This is a genomic window from Eubacterium sp. 14-2 (assembly GCF_000403845.2).
Taxonomy (GTDB): Bacteria; Bacillota; Clostridia; order Lachnospirales; family Lachnospiraceae; genus Petralouisia.
Genome location: NZ_KE159568.1, coordinates 801282 through 818261 on the forward strand (window position 1 = coordinate 801282; position 16980 = coordinate 818261).

Sequence of the window (16980 nt, forward strand, 5' to 3'; positions counted from 1 at the left end):
TAAATTTCTGAACTGTATTTCTGTTCACAGATTATTCATTTTAGATTCAAAAAACTTTCATTTCATCAACACGGAAACTTCATTTCTTCCACATATAATAAGAACATAACAAAAGAAAGTCTCAGGTAATTATATAAAATTACTTTTTCGAATAAACTTTTTCATAATAAATGCCAGGCAGCGGCTGCTGCCTGGCATCCTCCCTTTTCAGGAGCATATACCCATGCAGGGCACCCTGTTTCAGATCCCCTGCACCGGCGTTTCTTCCTTTTCTCTTATACTTCAAAAATCAGATCTCCATAAGACGGCATGGGCCACATATCTTTGTCTACAATCATTTCCAGTTTATCCACCGGCGCACGAAGTGCATCCATGGCTGTTTTTACCTGATCCCGATAACAGATGGCCTGCTCCCTGCCCTCTGCCATGGCAGATGCCTGGTCTGCAATTTCCGTCAGATTTTTCAGGGCATTTTTTGACTCTGCAAGGAGTGAAGATACCTCTTTCAGCAAATCTGTCTGTACACTGACATCTGCATCACATGCCGCTTTCACAGAATTAATGGAATCTGCAAGAGCTGTGGTATATTTAATCACAGCCGGGATAATCTGTTTTCCTGCCATATCAATCATGGCACGGGCTTCAATATTCAGGGCTTTTGCATAGCTGTCATAGAGAATCTCGCTTCTGGATATCAGCTCGGCTCTGGTAAATACATTGAATTTTTCAAACAGGGCCACCGCCTTGTCTGTAATCAGCGCCGGAACTGCGTCCACCATATTGGTGATATTGGGAAGTCCCCGGCGTTCAGCCTCTTCCACCCACTCCGGTGAGTAACCATTTCCGTTAAAGACAATATCCTGATGGGCGGTGGCCTGTTCTTTGATCAGGTTATGCACTGCCATCTCGAAATCATCTGCTTTTTCCAGCACGTCGCAGGCGTCGGAAAAGGCTTCTGCCACAATGGTATTCAGCACCACATTGGGAGCTGCAATGGAATCGTTGGAGCCTACCATACGGAATTCAAATTTATTGCCGGTAAAGGCAAAGGGTGAGGTACGGTTCCGGTCGGTAGCGTCTTTCATAAAATCAGGCAGCGTCTTCACGCCTGTCTGGAGCACTTCCCCTTTCAGGCTTCTGGTGGCCTCGCCGGTGCTGATTAACTGGGTCAGCACATCCTGAAGCTGTTCGCCAAGGAAAACGGAAATAATGGCAGGAGGCGCTTCGTTGGCGCCCAGTCTGTGGTCATTTCCGGCGTCTGCGGCAGACTCCCTGAGCAAATCTGCATGTTTATGCACTGCCTTCAGAATACAGGTCAGAACCAGTAAAAACTGAATATTGTCATGGGGCGTCTTGCCTGGGTCCAGAATATTAATTCCGTCATCCGTAATAATGGACCAGTTGTTGTGCTTACCGGAACCGTTCACACCTGCAAATGGTTTTTCATGCAGCAGGCAGGTCATGCCATGACGTCCGGCCACCTTTTTCAGGGTTTCCATTACAAGCTGGTTGTTGTCCACAGCCACATTGGCTTCCGCATAGATGGGCGCCAGTTCGTGCTGAGCCGGAGCAACTTCGTTGTGCTGGGTCTTTGCGGTAACTCCCAGCTTCCACAGTTCTTTATTCACATCCCGCATATAAGCCGCAATCCGTTCCCGGATAGCCCCGAAATAATGGTCGTCCATCTCCTGTCCTTTGGGGGGCATTGCTCCGAATAAGGTACGTCCCGTGAAAATCAGGTCTTTGCGCTTCAGGTACCTGGCCCGGTCCACCAGAAAATACTCCTGTTCCGGCCCTACGGACGGGGTCACCTTTCTGGATGTGGTATTTCCAAATAATCTCAGGAGCCGCATGGACTGGATATTAATGGCTTCCATGGAACGCAGCAGCGGCGTTTTCTGGTCTAATGCCTCTCCCGTATAGGAACAGAATGCAGTGGGAATACAGAGAGTCGCTCCTGCTGCGTCCTGCCTTACAAATGCCGGTGAAGTGCAGTCCCAGGCAGTATAGCCTCTTGCCTCAAAAGTTGCCCGCAGCCCGCCGGAGGGAAATGAAGATGCATCCGGTTCTCCCTTAATCAGCTCTTTGCCGGAAAAGCTCATCAGGACTTTACCGTTGGCCATGGGAGCTGTAATAAAGGAATCGTGCTTTTCCGCTGTCACTCCGGTCAGAGGCTGGAACCAGTGGGTATAATGGGTGGCTCCCTTTTCAATGGCCCACTCTTTCATCTCATGGGCAACCACGTCTGCAGTTTCCAGATCCAGCTCTCTCCCTTCGCTGATTACGTCCATCAGCCGTTTATACACTTTTTTGGGGAGACGCTCCTGCATCACTGCGTCGTTAAATACATTTTCCCCAAAGATTTCTGATACGTTGTAATATTCGCTCATACACTCTCTTCCTTTCCAAAAAAAGGGCATTCCAATTCTACTGGAACGCCCTTGTTCTATCGCCTGTTTTCTGTCTGGTAATACGATACTCTACTTTTCAGTAAAAAGCAATAGAAATATCAGAAATATTTTATTTTTTGCTATTCCGAATAAATTTATTCGTTTTATTTCTTTTTTTTATGAAATATAGACAATGGTTCTCTGTCTGGCTGTGAAACAATCTTTCTTTACGCTTTTCCAACAGAGCCGAATAATTCCATTTTCTCTTTTACGGTAGCTTTGATTGCCTCTGTACCAGGAGCCAGCAGCTTTCTGGGATCAAAGCCTTTGCCCTGCTGATCTTTGCCTGCTTCAATGTATTCTCTGGTTGCTGCTGCAAAGGATAACTGGCACTCTGTATTTACGTTGATCTTAGCCACGCCAAGAGAAATTGCCTTTTTAATCATATCTTCCGGAATACCTGTACCACCGTGAAGTACCAGCGGCATATCGCCTGTCTGCTGCTGAATGGCATCCAGTGTTTCAAAACTCAGTCCTGCCCAGTTTTCCGGATATTTGCCATGGATATTGCCGATACCTGCTGCCAGCATGTCAACGCCCAGGTCTGCAATTGCCTTACATTCGTTGGGATCTGCACATTCTCCTGTTCCCACAACGCCGTCTTCCTCGCCGCCGATAGCTCCAACTTCCGCTTCAATGGACATTCCCTTGTCATGAGCAAGTTTTACCAGCTCTTTTGTCTTCTCCACATTTTCCTCGATAGGATAGTGGGAACCGTCGAACATAATAGAAGAAAATCCTGCTTCGATACATTTCATACATCCGTCATAGCTGCCATGGTCCAGATGAAGTGCAACGGGAACTGTGATGTTCAGCTCTTCCAGCATTGCATTTACCATTCCAACTACTGTTTTGAAACCTGTCATGTACTTTCCGGCGCCTTCGGATACACCCAGAATTACCGGGGATTTCAATTCTTCTGCAGTCAGTAAGACAGCTTTTGTCCACTCCAGATTGTTGATGTTAAAGTGCCCCACTGCGTAGTGTCCTGCTTTTGCTTTCTGTAACATTTCTTTTGCAGATACTAACATTTCTCTTCCTCCATTTCTGCCCCCTGTCCACGACAGGGAACGCACCTGAATTTCAAATCTTTCGGCAAACTGTTGGGAACAGTTACATCCTTAGCTATTATATCCTACTTTTTCCAAAAAGAAAAGGTATTATCCTGATAATTCTTTCTTTTTTACCATAATCTGAACAGCCTGTTTTCCGTTCTGAATCTCCACCTCACTATGGGTCCCTCCGTATTCTCCGTCCAGGGTCCAGGGGATTTCTTCCAGAGACTTCAGGGTAATTCTGTCTGTCTTAAAGGTATAAATCAGGTCCGTATCGTCAATCAGGTTGGTCAGACTTCCGATAATCTCATTCAGCTCTATGGGGTTTTTGGGCATACGGATTAACGTAACTTCAAAAAGGCCGTCATCCAGCTCCACATTTTTTCCGGTAATATTTTTAAATCCTCCGGCAGAAGTGGAATTGGTCACCATTCCGTAGATAAATTCATCCTCAAAAGTATGTCCCTCACAGGTAACCTGAAGATGGTAAGACTGGATACCGGGAATCCGTTTTACTCCCTCCAGCAGATAGGCCAGATGGCCGATTCTGTTTTTCAGCTCCTGGCTTGTTGCATAGGATACGTCTGTAAACAGGCCAAACGCCGCGATATAGACAAAATAATCTCCGTTAAAGCTGCCAATATCACAGCCAAAGGGCTCTCCCTCCACTGCAATTCTGGCTGCCTGCTCCATACTTTTGGGAATATCCAGTGAATTGGCAAAGTCATTGGTACTGCCTGCGGGAATGTATCCAATGGGCACTTTTTTCTCCCGTCTCATCATTCCTGTTACAGTTTCATCCAGGGTGCCGTCCCCGCCGCTGCAAACCACCAGATCATAAACCTCTTCTGTCTCTTCCACCAGTTCCATGGCGTCCTGAGGCTTCTGGGTGGGATATATGGTCACTTCATATCCGCTTTTCACAAACTGATCTACGATTTCCGATAATTTATTCTTAATCTGCCCTTTTCCGGAAAAAGGATTATATATAAACAGCAGTTTTTTTCTTTTCATGGGGGCGCCTCCCTTAATCTTTCAGAAACTGCCGGACAGACTCCATGGCGTCTGCTTCCCGTTCCCCGTCTGTCATCACTGTGATTTCCTCTCCTTCCGGAAGCCCCAGGCTCATCATTCCCATCAGGCTCCTGGCGTTGATACGTTTTCCGTCTTTTTCCAGATAAACACTGCACGAATAGTAATTGGCCACCTGCACCAGCTCTGCCAGTATACGTGCATCCGCCCCATTTTTAATTCTTATTTTCATGGTTTCCTGCAGCATAGACCTGCCTCCTTACTTTACGCAGACGAATTCTCGCCTTACATATTCTCACAATCTGTCTGTCTCAGTTCCTGTGCCAGTTCGCATAATCTGCGGAGCCTGTGGTTTACCCCTGATTTCCCCACCGGAGGCTCCAGAAAGGTTCCAAGCTCCTTTAATGGGGCCTGGGGATACTGCAGACGAACCAGCGCCACTTCTCTTAAATTATCCGGCAGACTGTCCAGTCCTCTGGTAAGTCTGATATAATTGATGTCTTCCACCTGACGTACTGCAGCGCTGACCGTCTTGTTGATGTTGGCTGTCTCGCAGTTTACCTGGCGGTTGACGGAATTGCGCATTTCCTTGATAATCCGTACATTTTCCAGATTCATCAGGGCCACATGGGCCTCCATGATATTCAGTATATCCACAATCTGAGCCCCTTCTTTCAGATATACCACATGATTTTTCTTGCGCATAACCACTTTGGCATCCATGTCAAAGCTGTTGATGATTTCCATCAGCTGTCCGGCCTTTTCTTCTCCTGTGCAGACAATCTCAAAATGATAGGATTTCTCCGGATCGCTCATGGAACCGGCGCTTAAAAAGGCCCCCCGGATAAAAGCCCGGCGGCAGCAGGATTTCTGTACCAGAATCTTATGCGCCAGCTCTCTGGTGCGAATATCCTCATTTTTCTCACTGCGCCATTTTACCGCCTGCAGTACCCTGCTGACTTCCTTCTGTCCTGACAGGGAAATCACAAAGGTTCTGCTTTTATGAAGGTAAATGTTCTGCCGCACTGCAATCCGGCAGGTAACCTGAAAGGTCTGTTTCATCAGAATAAAATATTTCCGGGCCAGGGAAAGATTCTCTGTGTATACTCTGAGAATGCTCTCATCCTCTGTTTCTTCCAGCTTTCCGGCAAAGCTCAGAACCGCTGCAATCTCCGCAATCCGGCAGTGTCTGCTTTTATGAATCTGGCGTGATAATTCTTCTTTTACCTGACCAGAAAAGGACATGAATCTCTCCTCCCCCTATTTCCCCCGAAGGGCATCCTTCTGGATGTCCCGGTGTTCAATTTTTATTCCGTATTCTTCCTGATTTTTCAGCCTTTCATACAGTCCGTTGGCAAGGGTTACGGACCGGTGCTTTCCTCCGGTACATCCTATGCTGATTACAAGCTGGGTTTTGCCCTCGGCAATATAATGGGGAATCAGGAATTTCACCATATCTTCCAGTTTATCCAGAAATGTTCCTGCTTCCGGGTGCTGCATAACAAAATCCTGAATTTCCCTGGTATTTCCTGTTTTAGCCCGAAGCCCCTCCACATAATAGGGATTGGGCAGAAACCGCACGTCAAACACCAGGTCGGAATCTGTGGGAATTCCGTATTTGAAGCCAAAGGAAACTATAGTTACAAACAGATTCTGATAATCCTGGTTCCTCACAAATATTTTCTCCAGCTCTGCTTTCAGCTCTCTGGTGAGCATGTTGCTGGTGTCCAGAATATAATCTGCCTGCTTCCTCAGAAATTCCAGCCGCATCCGTTCTTTGCGTATGCCTTTGTCCACCCGTTCCCCTCCTGCCAGGGGATGGGTCCTGCGCGTTTCTTTATATCGTTTGACCAGAACCTCATCTGTGGAATCCAGAAAGAGTATATCAAAGGAAGTACCTGCCTGGCGAAGCCTGTCCAGAACGTTCTGCAGCTCATCCAGTGACTGGCCGCTGCGGATATCCACTCCCAGGGCCACTTTCTGCAGTTCTGCCCCCGGCACGTCCGCAAGCTCCGCAAATTTCTCAAGAAGGGCAATCGGAAGGTTATCCACACAAAAATACCCGATATCCTCCATCACTTTCAGAGCCGTACTTTTTCCTGCTCCGGACATCCCTGTCAAAATCACAAATTTCACTGCTTATCCTCCTTAAACTCCCCTTAAAATTCCCCTGTAAACCTGACCTCCGGCTCCAGACGCACACCGGACTGTGCTTCCACCCTGTCCTGCACATCCCGGATTAACTGACGGATATCTCCGGCTGTTGCCTGATCCCGGTTGATGACAAATCCGCAATGCTTTTCCGACACCTGGGCGCCTCCTACCTGATAGCCCCGAAGTCCTGCATCCTGAATGAGTTTTCCGGCAAAATATCCTTCCGGCCGCTTAAAGGTGCTTCCTGCGCTGGGATATTCCAGAGGCTGTTTCCCGGTTCTCTGTGCTCTCAGCTCTTCCATCCGCTGCCGGATGGCCTCCTCATCTCCCTTTTGCAGCCTTAACTCTGCCTCCAGTACAATATAGCGGTTTTCCGGAATACAGCTGTGGCGGTATCCAAGGTCCAGTTCCTGCAGTTCCAGGGTCTTTTCCTCCCCCTCTTCTGTGAGAACGGTCACCCTTTCCAGAATCTGTTTCATTTCACCCCCATAGGCGCCGGCGTTCATAACCACCGCACCGCCCATGCTGCCGGGAATTCCTGATGCAAATTCCATACCGGTCAGTCCCTGCCGGGCTGCCTGCCAGGCCACAGCCGACAGCAGAGCCCCGGCTTCTGCCCGAACCAGAGTCCCTTCCAGGGTAACAGTTTCCGCCATCTTTCCCAGCTCTATCACCAGTCCGCGGATCCCTCTGTCTCCCACCAGCAGATTGCTGCCGTTGCCCTTCACCATCCAGGGGATTTCAAACTGTCTGCACAGTGCAAGCACAGGCCGGATCTGCTGCCCTGTGGGACGCACATAATAATCTGCAGGGCCGCCCACCCGAAAGGTAATGTGCCTGCTCATGGGCTCCTGTATGAAGCACTGTTCCTCGCCCAGTATCTTTCGTAACTGTTCTGCAAAAATCTCATTCAACATTTATGCCTCTTTCAAAAACGCTGTATAGCCTCGTTTTGCCTCATATAAATCCACTTTGCTGATGATTTCCCAGGGAGCGTGCATATTCAGCACCGCCACGCCGCTGTCAATCACAGACATATTGTAATTTGCCAGAATATAGGCAATGGTTCCGCCGCCTCCCTGGTCTACTTTTCCAAGTTCTGAGGTCTGGAAGGATACGTCGTTGTCATCCATGATTTTCCGCAGCTTCGCCATATATTCGGGATTGGCGTCATTGGAGCCGCCTTTTCCTCTGGAACCTGTGTATTTGTTGAATACCAGACCGTTTCCAAAATATGCGCAGTTTTTCTTTTCCATTACAGATGCATACAGAGGGTCGAAAGCCGCACTCACATCGGAGGAAAGGACTTTGGAACTGCTCATGGCCCGGTTAAAGATAATCTGGTCATAACCGCCCATTTTATTCATGATTTCCGCCACTGTATAGGCAAAAAACTGAGACTGCATACCAGTAGCTCCCACGCTTCCGATTTCTTCTTTATCCACCAGCAGGCAGACTCCTGTTTTTTCACATACGCCTGCTTCCAGAAGGGCTGCAAAGGAAGGATATGCACACACTCTGTCATCATGGCCGTATCCCATAATCATGCTGCGGTCAAAACCGTAATCTCTGGCTTTTCCGGCCGGAACCACTTCAATTTCCGCTGACAGGAAATCATCTTCTTCTATATTATACTGTTCTTTCAGAATATTCAGTACATTTGCCTTGACAGTTTCTTTGGCTTTTTCCTTATCTTCTTCTTTTTCAAAGGGAATACTGCCCACCAGCACATCCAGATTTTCCCCTTCTATGACTTTGGCAGCTTTTTTCTCAAGCTGGTCTGCGGCCAGATGAATCAAAAGGTCGCTGACGCCGAATACGGGATCTTCGTCTTTTTCTCCCACATTGACGTTTACTTTTGTGCCGTCTTTTTTCACAATCACTCCATGAAGGGCCAGGGGCAGAGCCACCCACTGATACTTTTTCACGCCTCCATAGTAATGGGTATCCAGAAGGGCCAGCTCCGTATCTTCATAAAGGGGTACCTGTTTTAAATCCAGTCTCGGCGAGTCAATATGAGCTCCCAGGATATTCATGCCCTGTTCCAGAGGCTGTTTTCCGATGACGAACAGCGCCAGCAGTTTACCCATATTTTCCGCATATATTCTGTCCCCGGTTTTGATGGTTCTGCCGGAAGCCAGGATATCCTTTAAATCTTCAAATCCGGCGGCTCTGGCCTGAGCCACCAGCTCCGTCACGCATTCCCGTTCTGTTTTACAGTCTGAAATGAATTTTCTGTACTGCTCTCCGAAAGCAAATACTGCTTCCCGTTCCCCTTCCGGGTATTTTTTCCATGCATTCTTTCTTTCCATTGATAATTTCCTCCTGTTCATTCTGATTATTCCCATAACGGGTGGTTTTCTGAATCAGTCCTCTTCTTCCTCTTCATCTGATTTCTGCAGATTCTCCTGCACCCGGCGATACAGTTCTTTCGCCGCATTATAGCCCATTTTCTTCTGTCTGTGGTTTACCGCCGCAGATTCGCAGATAACCGCCAGGTTACGTCCGGGGCGGATGGGCAGTGAATGGCATACTACCTTGTTGCCGAGAAATTCCGTGTATTCTTCTTCCAGGCCCAGACGGTCGTACTCATTTTCTTTCTTCCAGTCTTCCAGTTTAATCACCAGATCTATATTCTGCTTTTCTTTCACACATTCCACACCGAACAGGGTCTTGACGTCAATAATGCCCACCCCCCGCAGCTCGATGAAATACCGGGTAATATCCGGCGCCGTTCCCACCAGCGTATGCTTATTGATTTTGCGGATTTCCACCACGTCGTCACTGACCAGACGATGGCCTCTGCGAATCAGCTCCAGGGCAGCTTCACTTTTTCCGATGCCGCTCTCTCCCATAATCAGCAGTCCTTCTCCGTATACGTCCACCAGCACTCCATGGATGGAGATACAGGGCGCCAGCGCTTCTCCCAGATAGTAAATCAGCTCTGCCATAAATGCAGACGTACCGTAATCTGTGGAAAGCACCGGAGTGTCATATTCTGTTGCAATCTTAAGAAGATCTCCATCCGGCTCCAGGTTCCGGCTGAAAATCACGCAGGGTACGCTGTGGGAGAAAAATTTGCGATACAGATCCAGTTTTTCTTCCCGGTCCAGCTTCTGCATATAGGTGTGCTCCACCATTCCCACAATCTCAACTCTGCTCTTTTCAAAATAATCGAAATATCCTGCTAACTGCAATGCCGGCCGGTTTACTTCAGCGGTTGTTACCTTGCGGTTCTTAATGTCCACCTCTGGATTCAGTATCTTCAGATTCATTTTTTCCACTATCTTTTTCACGCTTACACCGTTCATCATATCTCCTTTTCTCCGGTTCCTCCGGCAGTAAATGATTTCACTTTACAGGCTGAACTCTGTACGGATATTTTATCACAGATGATGTGCTCCTTCAACCGACAGCCGGCCGGTCCATGTTTTTCTTCTGCCAAAAGGAACTTCATGCTTCCGTGTGAACATTTTTTTCCGCAGAACGGAAAAACTGATAAACTGCCCTGGCTGCCTGCTGATTCATAGAGGGAATTTCTGCCAGGGTTTCCACATCTGCTTCCCGAATGGCTTCCAGTGACTGAAATGCCTTCATCAGGGCCTTTCTTCTGGCCGCACCAATTCCCGGAATATCATCCAGGACGGAATGTACCTGTTCCCTGCTTCTCAGGGACCGGTGATATTCAATGGCAAACCGATGAGCCTCATCCTGGATTCTGGTAATCAGCTTAAATCCTTCTCCATGCCTGTCAATGGGAATCTCCTTATTCTGATAGTATAACCCACGGGTACGGTGATTATCATCTTTTACCATTCCGCAGACGGGAATCTGCAGTTTCAGTTCCTCTAACACCTTCAGGGCCACATTTACCTGCCCTTTTCCACCGTCCATCATAATCAAATCCGGAAACCGGGTAAAACTGCCGTAATCATTTTCCAGCGCCCGCTCTTTCATTTCTTCCTGTTCTTTCATCCCATGGGAAAACCGTCTTGTGAGCACTTCGTACATGGAGGCGTAATCATCCGGCCCTGTGACGGTACGCAGTTTGAACTTCCGGTAATCACTTCGTTTTGGCTTTCCTTTTTCATAGACCACCATGGAACCTACTGTCTCAAATCCATTGATGTTGGAAATGTCAAAGGCCTCCACCCGTTTCAGTTCTTCCAGATCCAGCAGTTTCCCGATTTCCTTCAACGCGCCGATGGTCCTGCCCTCTTCCCGCCTGATTTTCTCCTTATCCTGCGACAGCACCATGGATGCATTCTGAGCCGCCAGTTCCACCAGCTTTTCCTTCATGCCTTTTTTGGGAACCCGAAGGGAAACTTTCTGCCCCCGCTTCTGGGTCAGCCATTCCTCTATGACTTTCGCCTCTTCTATTTCTTCCTGAATCATCAGCTCTCCCGGAATAAAGGGGGTTCCGGCGTAAAACTGTTTCAGAAATGTGGCCAGTACCTGAGGCCTGGTGTCCTCGCTGCCGATATTTACATGAAAATGGTCTCTTCCAATCAGTTTCCCTTCCCGTACAAAAAACACCTGAACCACTGCATCTTCTCCGTCCGAAGCCATGGCAATAATGTCTTTGTCTTCTCCGTCCGAGCTGGTAATCTTCTGTTTCTGGGCAATCTGTTTCACCGCTTTTAAAAGCTCCCGATACTCAATAGCTTTTTCAAAATTCATATTTTCAGAAGCCGCCTCCATCTTTGCTTCCAGCTCTTTCAGTACCGGCTGGTAATTTCCATTGAGAAATTCCATGACGCGGTGTATCTGTTCCCGGTATTTTTCCCTGCTCACCTCTCCCTGACAGGGCGCCATGCACTGATGAATATGATAATTCAGACAGGGCCTTTCTTTTCCGATGTCCTTTGGCAGGGAACGGCTGCAGGTACGCAGAGAATATATCTTCTGAATCAGTTCAATGGTATCTTTTACAGCGCCTGCACTGGTATACGGCCCGAAATACCGGGATTTATCTTTTTTCATCTGACGTGAAAAGAGGACTCTGGGAAAATCCTCTCCCAGCGTCACTCTGATATAAGGGTATGTTTTGTCATCCCTCAGCATGGTATTATATTTCGGCCGATGTTCTTTGATAAGATTGCACTCCAGAATCAGGGCTTCCAGCTCGGAATCGGTGATGATATATTCAAACCGCTCAATCTGTCTTACCATCTGCTCCTTTTTCAGTCCCTCATTGTGACTGGGACGGAAATACTGGCGCACCCGATTCCGCAGGCTGACTGCCTTTCCAATATAAATAATCGCATCTTTCGCATCGTGCATAATGTACACTCCCGGTTTCTGAGGGAGTTTTTTCAGTTCTTCCTGAATATCAAACATTATTTCAATCCCTTTAAGAGTTTATCCAGATAATCCTCTCCATCCCCGGAGTCATCCTGTACTTCTTCCTGCTGTCCCAAATCCTCCGTCTGAGGGGAAACCTCTTTCCCTTTCCCGGAAATTCCTTTTTTTACAGGGAAAAATCCCCATTCTTCCGGTGTGTCCGGTTCTGCCCCAAAGGCCTTTTTCACAGCTTCTTCCAATACAGGGGGTCTGCTTTCCTGCCCCACTGTTTCTTCAGAAACAGATGGTCTTTCTTCCTGTTTTACCTTTTCTTCAAAAGCAGAGGACTGCTCTGTTTCTGCAGCGGTCTGTTCCGGCTCCATATCTGCTTCCTGCTTTGCAGCCTTTTTCTCCTCATGCTTTTTCCGCAGAGAGACAATGGCCGAATTCTCAGGAATCTCCATATTCACCAGCAGTTTGTCTTCCGAATCCGGTTCCTGTAATCCGTTCACCACCACAGGGATAATCTGTATTTCTTCTTCCCCATGTTCTGCCAGCTCTCCGGGAAGATCTTCTCCTTCCAGCGTATTCACCTCCAGAGTATTGACTTCCAAAAGCATATCTTCCGGTATGTCATCCTCCTGAACCAGTTCTTCTCCGCCTTCCAGTATTCTGGCTTCCAGCAGTTCTGCCGTGCTTAAGGTGTTTACTTCCAGAACGGGTTCTTCATCCGGAGTATTGACGGACAGAAAAATCTCCGGTTCCGGCTCTTTCTGTTCCACAGCAGTTATCTTCTGTTCCTCCGGCTCCTCTGTGATACTGTTCTGCTCTTTCTCTTCTTCCGGTTCTTCTGTGATATTCCCCTGGTCTTCTTTTTCTGCTTCTCCCGGAATCTGTTCCGGTATCTTTTCCTCCGGGGTTTCCGGTTCCGAAACAGCACTCTCTGATTCTTCCGCCGCTTCCTCTTTTTCCGGCTCTTCGGAAATCTGTTCCGGTTTCTTTTCTTCCGGCATCTCCGGTTCCCCAAAATCCTGCTCTGGTTTTTCCAGGGCCTTTTTATCCAAAACCGCCTGTTCTGCCTCTTTGGATAAAACCTTTTCTTCCGGTTTTGCAAACTCCCATTTACGGGTTTCCTCTGCCTTAAATTTTTCGGCCGCTTTTTCTGCCTCCGTTTTTTCTTCCGGCTCCGGAATTCCCTTCAGTTCACGGAAAATCTTCATAAACTCTTTTCCGGTAATTGTCTCGTGCTCATAGAGGTACTGGGCAATTTCATCCAGAATGCTTCTGTTTTCCTGAAGAAGGCGCACTGCCTCGTCGTAGCTTTCTTTCAGGATCTTCATAACCTCCTGGTCAATCTGGGCTGCTGTTTCTTCTCCGCAGTTCAGGCTTGCCCTTCCATCCAGATACTGGCTCTCAACCGTTACCAGCCCCATAAGGCCGAACCGTTCTGACATACCGTACTGGGTCACCATGGATCTCGCAATCTTGGTGGCCTGCTCTATATCATTGGACGCTCCGGTGGTAACAGAATCAAATACGATCTCCTCTGCAGCCCGGCCGCCCATATAGGTAACGAGATGGGCTACCAGTTCGTTTTTGGTCATCAGGAATTTTTCTTCCTCCGGCACCTGCATGGTATAGCCCAGCGCTCCCATGGTTCTGGGCACAATGGTGATTTTCTGAACAGGCTCCGCATCTTTCTGCAGTGCGGTTACCAGCGCGTGGCCCACTTCGTGATATGCAACCATCTTCTTCTCTTTCGGTCCCATAATCCGGTCTTTTTTCTCTTTTCCGGCAATGACCACTTCCACAGATTCAAATAAATCTCCCTGATTTACATATTTTCTGCCCTGTTTTACAGCATTGATGGCCGCTTCGTTTATCATATTGGCCAAATCCGAGCCTACTGCCCCGGAGGTTGCCAGCGCAATGGCATCCAAATCCACCGAGTCATCCAAAAGCACGTTTTTGGCGTGTACTTTCAGAGTTTCCACTCTTCCTTTCAGATCCGGTTTGTCCACAATGATTCTGCGGTCAAAACGTCCCGGACGCAGCAAAGCCTTATCCAGCACTTCCGGACGGTTGGTGGCTGCCAGAATCAGAAGTCCCTTGGAGGTATCAAAACCGTCCATCTCCGCCAGAAGCTGATTCAGGGTCTGCTCCCGCTCATCGTTGCCGCCGTATCTGGTATCCCGGCTCTTGCCGATGGCGTCAATCTCATCAATAAAAATAATACAGGGCGCCTGTTTCTGGGCTTCCTTAAACAAATCACGGACACGGGAAGCGCCCACGCCCACAAACATTTCCACAAAATCCGAGCCTGCCAGTGAAAAGAAAGGCACTTTCGCCTCTCCGGCCACTGCCTTGGCAAGAAGGGTTTTACCGGTTCCCGGAGGGCCCACCAGCAATGCTCCTTTGGGAAGTTTTGCCCCGATATCCGTATATTTCTTGGGATTATGAAGGAAATCCACCACTTCCTGCAGGGATTCCTTGGCCTCATCCTGTCCCGCCACATCTTTAAAGGTTACGCCTGTGGATTTCTCCACATAGACTTTCGCGGTGCTCTTTCCTACCCCCATCATTCCGCCGCCTCCCATTTTGCGGAAAATCAGAAAATAGAGAAGAATCCATACCAGCACCAGCGGAAGAATATAACTTACCATATTCCACATAATGGCCGTGGAAACATCTTCCACCGTTCCGCCGAATTTCACGTCATGCTCTTTCAGCAGAGGCAGAAGGGTCTCATCATTCAGTTCTGCTGTGTAATAGGTAATCCGGTATAAACGGTTTTCCTCTTTGGGCGTAATATTAATCCGGCTGGAGGTAAAAGTCACCGACTCCACCTTATCCTGCTCCACCATATCTATAAATTCCGAATATGTGACTTCTTTGTTGGTGGCATCTTTGGCGCAGCTGTTCAGCAGGCTGGTCAGAAAAAGCACCAGCAGCGCTGCCAGAATAAAGACCATAATGGTCATTCCGTTTTTATTGTTGCCGCCATTGTTATTTCCACCTTTGTTATTATTATTTCCTTTGTTTTCCATCTATTTCCTCCTGAGTATCGCAACAATCTGTTTCGCGACACCTCTTTATTATATGTGCATTTGCCGTGAAAATCAATACAATTCTCCTAAACTTTTCTGCACATTTCTAAAGTTTTTATAAAAAAGAATGTGCCACAGGATTCTCTGTGCACAAGGACTGTAAACCCGCAGGTTTGCAGAAACTGCGGTTTCGCGCTGTAAAAATCTGCACCGGAGAAATTTCATGTTTTTTGAGAGCCTAATTTTATAAAAGTTCTGGCTTTCTTTCTTCACAGGTTGTATAATATATTAGTTCATACAGCAGAATCAGAATTTATTAATGTTCACATATAAAAGGAGGATCTATCTATGCCCGTAAAATACGTCTTTGTCACTGGTGGAGTTGTTTCCGGTCTCGGCAAGGGAATTACCGCCGCATCTCTGGGCCGGCTGCTGAAAGCCCGTGGGTACAGAGTCACCATGCAGAAATTTGACCCTTACATCAACATCGACCCCGGAACCATGAACCCCATTCAGCACGGCGAGGTATTTGTCACCGACGACGGTGCGGAAACAGACCTTGACCTGGGCCATTATGAGCGCTTTATTGATGAAAATTTAGGCAAAAATTCCAACGTAACCACAGGCAAGGTCTACTGGTCCGTACTCCAGAAAGAGCGCAGGGGCGACTACGGCGGCGGCACGGTTCAGGTAATCCCCCATATTACCAATGAAATCAAGAGCCGGTTCTACCGGAATTTCACCACTGAGGATACCCACATTGCCATTATTGAGGTAGGCGGAACTGTGGGGGATATGGAAAGCCAGCCTTTCCTGGAATCTATCCGCCAGTTCCAGCATGAGGTGGGCCATGAAAATGCCATCTTAATCCATGTTACTCTGATTCCCTATATTACTGCTTCCGGGGAAATGAAAACAAAACCCACCCAGGCCAGCGTAAAGGAACTGCAGGGTATGGGTATCCAGCCCGATATTATTGTGTGCCGCTCAGAACATCCTCTCGACCAGGCCATCAAAGACAAAATCGCATTATTCTGCAATGTGCCTGACAGCCATGTACTCCAGAATCTGGATGTGGAATATCTGTATGAGGCCCCGCTGGCCATGGAAAAGGAAAATCTTGCCCAGGTAGCCTGCGAATGTCTCCATCTGGATTGCCCGGAACCGGATTTAAGCGACTGGATTGACATGGTGGATTCTCTTCGCAACCCTAACAAAGAGGTGGAAATTGCTCTTGTGGGAAAATATATTTCTCTTCACGACGCCTATATTTCCGTTGTGGAAGCCCTGAAGCACGGCGGAATCGCAGAACGTGCCACGGTAAATATCAAATGGGTGGATTCCGAACTGTTAAATGAAGAGAATGCAGATCAGGTTCTGGGAAATGTCCAGGGTATCCTGGTTCCCGGCGGCTTCGGCGACCGGGGAATCGACGGTAAAATCCTGGCCTGCCAGTATGCAAGGGAACATCAGATCCCTTTCCTGGGCCTCTGCCTTGGAATGCAGCTCTCCATTGTGGAATATGCCCGCCATATCTGCGGATTACGGGACGCCCACAGCATTGAACTGAACCCCAACACTCCTCACCCTGTAATTGCACTGATGCCGGATCAGAGCGGTGTGGAAGATATCGGCGGAACGCTGCGGCTGGGTTCCTACCCCTGTGTCCTGGACAAATCCTCCAGAGCATACCAGGTCTACGGAGCAGAGACTATCCACGAGCGTCACCGCCACCGTTATGAGGTAAACAATGATTACCGTTCTGTCCTTACGGAACACGGCATGAAGCTCTGCGGCCTTTCCCCGGACGGACGGATTGTGGAAATGGTAGAGATTCCGGACCACCCCTGGTATATTGCCACACAGGCCCATCCGGAATTAAAATCAAGGCCCAACCGGCCTCATCCGCTGTTTAAGGGCTTCGTGGAAGCTGCCATTAAAGTAAAGCACTGACTGTAT

Annotated in this window: 12 protein-coding genes and 1 pseudogene; 1 reads left to right on the forward strand and 12 read right to left on the reverse strand. The window is 48.1% G+C overall.

Going from position 1 to position 16980, the window contains the following annotated elements; translation table 11 throughout:
• Positions 1-139 precede the first annotated feature (139 nt).
• From C805_RS26530 to ftsH, 12 genes and pseudogenes are all read right to left on the reverse strand, one after another.
• Complete coding sequence (locus C805_RS26530; RefSeq protein WP_022751360.1) at positions 140-286, reverse strand: hypothetical protein; 147 nt, start codon at positions 284-286, stop codon at positions 140-142.
• A complete protein-coding gene (locus C805_RS20700; protein WP_016215958.1) occupies positions 276-2390 on the reverse strand; it encodes a glutamine synthetase III family protein in 2115 nt (704 codons plus the stop codon). Before C805_RS20700 ends, C805_RS26530 begins: the two co-directional genes overlap by 11 nt.
• A 227-nt stretch (positions 2391-2617) precedes the next feature.
• Positions 2618-3481, reverse strand: coding sequence for a class II fructose-1,6-bisphosphate aldolase (gene fba / locus C805_RS20705; protein WP_016215959.1), 864 nt, complete (start codon positions 3479-3481; stop codon positions 2618-2620).
• A gap of 129 nt (positions 3482-3610) precedes the next feature.
• Complete coding sequence (locus tag C805_RS20710; protein ID WP_016215960.1) at positions 3611-4519, reverse strand: diacylglycerol/lipid kinase family protein; 909 nt, start codon at positions 4517-4519, stop codon at positions 3611-3613.
• Between the two features lie 13 nt (positions 4520-4532).
• Complete coding sequence (locus tag C805_RS20715; RefSeq protein ID WP_016215961.1) at positions 4533-4784, reverse strand: HPr family phosphocarrier protein; 252 nt, start codon at positions 4782-4784, stop codon at positions 4533-4535.
• Between the two features lie 38 nt (positions 4785-4822).
• Complete coding sequence (gene whiA / locus C805_RS20720; RefSeq protein ID WP_016215962.1) at positions 4823-5782, reverse strand: DNA-binding protein WhiA; 960 nt, start codon at positions 5780-5782, stop codon at positions 4823-4825.
• A 15-nt stretch (positions 5783-5797) separates the two neighbouring features.
• On the reverse strand, positions 5798-6673 hold the full coding sequence (gene rapZ / locus C805_RS20725; protein ID WP_016215963.1) for an RNase adapter RapZ: 876 nt from the start codon (positions 6671-6673) through the stop codon (positions 5798-5800).
• 23 nt (positions 6674-6696) lie between these two features.
• Positions 6697-7608, reverse strand: a complete 912-nt coding sequence (murB, locus tag C805_RS20730) for a UDP-N-acetylmuramate dehydrogenase (RefSeq protein ID WP_016215964.1) — start codon at positions 7606-7608, stop codon at positions 6697-6699.
• Positions 7609-9024 (reverse strand): aminopeptidase, encoded by a 1416-nt coding sequence (locus tag C805_RS20735; protein WP_371197681.1) that lies wholly within the window; start codon positions 9022-9024, stop codon positions 7609-7611.
• 33 nt (positions 9025-9057) lie between these two features.
• The gene (hprK, locus tag C805_RS20740) at positions 9058-10002 is read right to left on the reverse strand and encodes an HPr(Ser) kinase/phosphatase (protein ID WP_016215966.1); all 945 of its coding nucleotides are present in this window, start codon (positions 10000-10002) and stop codon (positions 9058-9060) included.
• A gap of 142 nt (positions 10003-10144) precedes the next feature.
• A complete protein-coding gene (gene uvrC / locus C805_RS20745) occupies positions 10145-12031 on the reverse strand; it encodes an excinuclease ABC subunit UvrC (protein ID WP_016215967.1) in 1887 nt (628 codons plus the stop codon).
• A 755-nt stretch (positions 12032-12786) separates the two neighbouring features.
• Positions 12787-15021 (reverse strand): annotated as a pseudogene (gene ftsH / locus C805_RS27190) (ATP-dependent zinc metalloprotease FtsH); the annotation flags it as partial.
• A 348-nt stretch (positions 15022-15369) separates the two neighbouring features.
• On the opposite strand from ftsH, the gene C805_RS20750 reads away from it, so the two are divergent.
• Positions 15370-16974: a CTP synthase gene (locus C805_RS20750; protein ID WP_016215969.1), complete on the forward strand. Its 1605-nt coding sequence runs from the start codon at positions 15370-15372 to the stop codon at positions 16972-16974.
• The last annotated feature ends 6 nt before the right edge of the window (positions 16975-16980 follow it).